Annotated in this window: 5 protein-coding genes; 3 read left to right on the top strand and 2 right to left on the bottom strand. The window is 69.0% G+C overall.

Translation table 11 applies throughout. From position 1 onward, the window contains the following. The 3 genes from PSEWESI4_RS24600 to PSEWESI4_RS24610 all read left to right on the top strand — a co-directional run. Positions 1–292 (top strand): hypothetical protein (locus PSEWESI4_RS24600; protein WP_187673875.1); only part of this gene is annotated, 292 nt, incomplete at its 5' end. A gap of 209 nt (positions 293–501) precedes the next feature. Continuing rightward, positions 502–1707, top strand: a complete 1206-nt coding sequence (gene chrA / locus PSEWESI4_RS24605) for a chromate efflux transporter (RefSeq protein WP_187673876.1) — start codon at positions 502–504, stop codon at positions 1705–1707. Positions 1708–1768: 61 nt separating this feature from the next. Then, positions 1769–2251 carry a hypothetical protein gene (locus tag PSEWESI4_RS24610; RefSeq protein ID WP_187673877.1) on the top strand — a complete coding sequence of 161 codons (483 nt, stop codon included), beginning with the start codon at positions 1769–1771 and terminating at the stop codon, positions 2249–2251. A gap of 180 nt (positions 2252–2431) precedes the next feature. Here the strand turns inward: PSEWESI4_RS24610 and PSEWESI4_RS24615 are convergent, their stop codons facing one another. Beyond that, complete coding sequence (locus tag PSEWESI4_RS24615; RefSeq protein ID WP_187673878.1) at positions 2432–3061, bottom strand: DUF2459 domain-containing protein; 630 nt, start codon at positions 3059–3061, stop codon at positions 2432–2434. Between the two features lie 61 nt (positions 3062–3122). After that, a complete protein-coding gene (locus tag PSEWESI4_RS24620) occupies positions 3123–4007 on the bottom strand; it encodes an urea transporter (RefSeq protein WP_187673879.1) in 885 nt (294 codons plus the stop codon). Between the last annotated feature and the right edge of the window lie 366 nt (positions 4008–4373).

A 4373-nucleotide genomic window follows, 5' to 3' on the forward strand; every position in this document is an offset into this window, starting at 1 on the left:
CACCCAGGCACCGCCGCCGCGCCCGCCGATGCCCCCGGTGCAGCCCGCGCCGCAACCACCGGTCATCATGAAGGCCCACCCGCGCTACGCCCCGCCGCCCGGCGGCAACTGCCACTGGGACAACAGCCTGGGCGTCTACGTGCTGGAGAAGCAGCCGGGCGTCTACTACCGCGAGCGCACCTACTACCGCTGGGACGGCGGCTGGTACTGGTCCAACAGCCCGCAAGGCCCCTGGCAGGAAACCGACAGTAGCAGCGTCCCCCCAGGCCTGAGCCGCCGCTACGCACGATAACGTCACCAGAACGATCCGACCTCCGCCCGGTGTCTCGAAGGTCACGGATGGCTGTCTGTTTTTCCTGGTTCCCCGCGTTCGCGGGAATCCAACAATCCCCTGGATGAATGCGTAGCCTGGATGCAATTCTCTAGGTGTAGGGTGGATGTCGCTTTTCACATCCACCGTCTCCGTTGGAAACGGACATTCACAGACAGGACCTGCCCCACATGCAATCGAGCGATTCACGGCATACCGCCGGCGCCTGGGAAGTCTTCCTGGTCTTCCTGCGCCTGGGGCTGACGTCCTTCGGTGGTCCCATCGCCCATATCGGTTATTTCCGCGACGAGTTCGTCGTCCGCCGCCAATGGCTGAGCGAGCGCGGCTATGCCGACCTAGTCGCGCTCTGCCAGTTCCTGCCCGGCCCGGCCAGCAGCCAGGTGGGCATGGCGCTGGGGCTGTCGCGGGCCGGTTATGCCGGTGCCCTGGCGGCCTGGAGCGGCTTCACGCTGCCTTCGGCCATCGTCCTGATCCTGTTCGCCCTCGGCCTGTCGACCTGGGGCGCGGCGCTGCCGGCGGGTGTGCTGCACGGCCTCAAGCTGGTGGCGCTGGCGGTGGTGGCCCAGGCGGTCTGGGGCATGGCCCGGGTGCTCTGCGTCGGTCTTCCGCGTCTCGCCATCATGTTCGCGGCGGCGGTCGCCGTGCTGCTGTGGCCCGGCGTGCCGGGGCAGGTGGCGACGATCCTGATCGCCGGGCTGGTCGGCCTGGTCCTGCTGCGCCCGGCGCTGCCGCTCGCCCACGATGCCTTGCCGGTGCGGGAAGGGCGGCGTGGGGCACTGGCCTGGCTCGGCCTGTTCTTCGTCCTGCTCCTCGGCCTGCCCATTGCCGCCCAGCTCTGGCCCGGTCAGGCGCTGGCACTGACCGACGCCTTCTACCGGGCCGGCGCGCTGGTGTTCGGCGGCGGCCATGTGGTGCTGCCGTTGTTGCAGGCCGAGGTGGTGGCGCCGGGCTGGATCGTCAACGACACCTTCCTGGCCGGCTACGGCATCGCCCAGGCGGTGCCTGGCCCGCTGTTCACCTTCGCCGCGTTCCTGGGCGCGGCGGTCGATGGCGTGTGGGGCGGGCTGCTGTGCCTGCTGGCGATCTTCCTGCCGTCGTTCCTGCTGGTGGCCGGCATCCTGCCGTTCTGGGAGTGCCTGCGCGGCCAGCGCCGGGTCCAGGCGGCCCTGGCCGGGATCAACGCGGCGGTGGTCGGCCTGTTGCTGGCGGCGCTGTACCAGCCGTTGTGGACGAGCACCGTCGATGGCGTGGTGGATTTCCTCCTGGCGTTGCTAGCCTGGGCGGCGCTGGTCTTCTGGAAGCTGCCGCCCTGGTTGTTGGTGTCGATCTGCGCGGGCGGCGGTTGGCTGGCAGGCGGGCTGCAAGCGCTAAGCTAATGGCGAATGGCCCTCATGCTGTCGGCGGGCCGATAGCGCACTCTCGTGGAGGGCAGAACCGATGAAAACGAACATCCCGCTGCTGGTCCTGGCGGCCCTGCTGGCCAGTGTGGCCGCGACGGCCGCGCAGCTTTCACCCCAGGACGAAGCGGCCGCTTTCCGAGCCGCGGGCTTCAAGCAGCAGGGCCAGCAATGGCGCCTCTGCGACGATCCCGGCACGTCCAGCTACACCCCCGGCACCATCGAGACGGTGCGGGACCTGAATGGCGACGGCCGCCCGGAAGTGGTGATTTCGGAAGGCAGCACCTTCTGCCACGGCATGACTGGCATGGGCTACAGCCTGGTCAGCCAGCAGGCCGACGGTAGCTGGAAGCTGATGGACAGCAGCACCGGCATTCCCTCGTTCCTGGACACGAAAGGCACGGACGGCTGGCCGGATATCGAGGTCGGCGGCCCGGGGTTCTGTTTCCCGGTGGTGCGCTGGAACGGCCGCGAATACGCGTTGCACCGCCAGCAGTACCAGGGCAAGCCCTGCCAGCACTAGGGTCTGTACGAAAAGTCGTCGAGCGAAGGTCAGGCGAGGCAAAAATCGGTGAGGAACGGACCGGGCTCGCGATCGAGTTTACGAGTGCTAAATGAGCATTCCGAACCGATTTTTAACGAAGCATCACCGAGCGCAGGCACTTTTCGTACAGAGCCTAGCGCAACGATCGTTCCTGCAAGGCTATGGCGGGCAGCGCCGTTGCCGCAGTTGCGACATGACGCCCCCGGCGGTCACCACCGAGGTCGAGGTGACGGGAAAGCCGCTCGCGGCCAGCGCCTGGGCGACCCAGGTATTGCAGGTGTTGAACAGCGAGTAGCGGCCGGTTGCCGGGTAGAAGTGGCTGTGACCGTACAGGCCGGGGCCGAGCGCTCGCGGTTCGCTTCCCGGTGCGCGGGCGAAGCCGTCGGCGAGAAAGTCCAGCAGGCGCTGGTAGCCGTCCTCGTCGACGCTCACCGTGGCCACCTGACCGGCCGGGAAATAGCTCGCCGGCTCGACAGGCACCCGCGCCAGATGCAATACGCTGCCGCCCGGCCAGAACAGGGCGCGCAACGCCTGGCCCACGCCGGGCTGTTCCGCCTGGTAGAAACCCTCGTCGCCCCAGCCAAGCTCGATGAAGCCCTCGCGGGGGAAGTCCTCGCCCAGGTCCGGCACTGCCCGCAACAGATCGTCGGCGGCGACCACCACGCCAGTATGCAGGCCGTGGTTCACCACATGGAAGGTCCGCGCCGCGGCGCAGTCCAGCGGGGCCGGAGCAGGAGAGGTGGCGGCGCAGCCGGACAGCAGGAGGATCAGCAACAGGGCGATTCGCATGGGTTCGGGACCGGTGGTCTATCCCTGAAACCTTAAATCACTTCGTCCGTTGCCGCCGCTTCTAGACGGTGCGCGGCGGCACGGGTTGGCGGGTCGAGCGCGAGCTGGCCAGCACCAGCCAGCAGGACAGGATGAACGGCGCGGTGAGCGGCGGCAGGGCGAGCGCGGTGAAGCAGGGTTGCAGCAACAGGGTGAGCAGGATGCCGGTCAGCGGCGCCCAGGGGCGGCGGTGGCTCTGGCTGAGGGCGAGGGCGGCGAGCACCGCGTTGTAGCCGTACAGGCCGAGCAGCGCGGTGGCGTGCGGCCAGCCCTGGAACAGCGCGACGACCAGCCCGGCCAGCGAGGCGAACGCTGCCCAGGCCGCCGCCCGCCAGTCGGCCAGGAGCAGGCCGAGCAACAGGCAGGCGCCGGCCAGCGGGCTGTCGAGGAAGAGTACCTGGCCAACGCCGCGCAGTACGGCCTCGGCGAGACCCAGTGCATCCGGGCGTAGCGCCGTCATGCCCGGCGCGCCGGCTTCCAGGCCCAGCGGCGCGGCCAGCGCCAGCAGGACCCAGCCGAGCAGCACGAAGGGCAGGGTGTAGGCCGGTAGTCCGGCGTGCTGGCGGGCGTGGCGCAGCAGACGGTGCAGCAGCAGGCTGGACAGCCCGCCGGCGACGATGGCCAGCAGCGGCAGCAATGGCGACCACTCGAACTGCCCGGCCAGCAGCAGGCCCAGCAGGGTGCCGTTGTAGCCGTACAGGCCGGCGTCGATATCCTGCCCGGCATAGCCCCGCCGCCGCGCCACCAGCAACCCGGCCAGCCCGCCGAGCAGCGCGCCGCCGAGCAAGTGCGGCGCGCTCAGGACGATGGCCAGCAACACCAGCGCGCCGCACAGCGGATGCCGTTGCAGGAAGATCTGGCTGCAGCCGTTGAGCAGGGCCCTGGACAGACTCAGTGTTCGATTCATGTTCGGCAGAAAAAAAGAGGCGACCGCTGAGGGGGCGGCCACCCCGTAAACTGGCAAAGCCAGATGGGATTCGTTCTTGTAGGGTGCGCCGCGCGCACCGATCCGGAAGCACCTCCCGGCGTTCCGGCGAACACCATACGCAGCCCCCAGGCGAGCGGTGCGCACGGCGCACCCTACGTGGTACTCCGGACTGCATCCGGGCTACGAGGTGGCTCCCCGCTCCCATTCATGGGAGAGGGGCCGGGGGAGAGGGCCGAGGGTTATACCCGCTCGGGGTGGAACCTCGGCTCCACTCTCCACCTGCGCCATGGCCTTCACGGCAACGTCTCGATCCTCAGCGTATTGGTGCTGCCGGGTTGCCCGAAG

The organism is Zestomonas carbonaria, from assembly GCF_904061905.1.
Classification (GTDB): domain Bacteria; phylum Pseudomonadota; class Gammaproteobacteria; order Pseudomonadales; family Pseudomonadaceae; genus Aquipseudomonas; species Aquipseudomonas carbonaria.

Bases quoted from the DNA above. Each gene is read 5' to 3' on its own strand.
- chrA (WP_187673876.1), top strand. From the start codon at position 502: ATGCAATCGAGCGATTCACGGCATACCGCCGGCGCCTGGGAAGTCTTC.
- PSEWESI4_RS24610 (WP_187673877.1), top strand. From the start codon at position 1,769: ATGAAAACGAACATCCCGCTGCTGGTCCTGGCGGCCCTGCTGGCCAGT.
- PSEWESI4_RS24615 (WP_187673878.1), bottom strand. From the start codon at position 3,061: ATGCGAATCGCCCTGTTGCTGATCCTCCTGCTGTCCGGCTGCGCCGCC.
- PSEWESI4_RS24620 (WP_187673879.1), bottom strand. From the start codon at position 4,007: ATGAATCGAACACTGAGTCTGTCCAGGGCCCTGCTCAACGGCTGCAGC.